This window comes from Stappia sp. BW2 (assembly GCF_008107695.1).
Lineage (GTDB): Bacteria > Pseudomonadota > Alphaproteobacteria > Rhizobiales > Stappiaceae > Roseibium.
In genome coordinates this window covers 1-439 of sequence record NZ_VIRG01000043.1, presented here as the reverse complement: position 1 = coordinate 439, position 439 = coordinate 1, and the positions used below count along the sequence as shown (strand labels likewise).

Sequence of the window (439 nt, the reverse complement as noted above, 5' to 3'; positions counted from 1 at the left end):
TGCTTACGATAAGCATTTAACTTGTCTTCCGCAGAATCTAATTCGGCACGAACTTTGGGTAATTGTTGATTTAAAAACTCGAGACTTTTAGCATCCTGCGCAGCTTGTCTAGCAATGTTCTGTGCAAGATAGTTCTGACTGATACTGTCCAAAATATGAGATATTCTTTTTGGGTTATCTCCAGTAAGAGTCAACGTTAACATTCCCGTATCTTTACCCAAATCAGCAACGCTAAAACTTTTTAAAAGATCAGAAATGGCCTTTAATCGAGGCAACTGTGTAATAACAAATTGATCTCCAGGTTTAGCATCGATTTCGTTAACCAGTAATGATATCCCTTTTTCATTTAATAACGTCCCTACAACCCCATTGAGTTGAATACCATCACTATTGATCGAATAATTTTCTTTATCTTTTACTGTTAATATTATACTAGGAG

1 protein-coding gene is annotated in these 439 nt (G+C 35.5%); it reads right to left on the bottom strand.

Annotated elements, in window-relative coordinates; genetic code table 11:
- Positions 1-439: hypothetical protein (locus tag FMN63_RS03035; RefSeq protein WP_209000914.1), on the bottom strand; the 439-nt coding region annotated here is incomplete at both ends.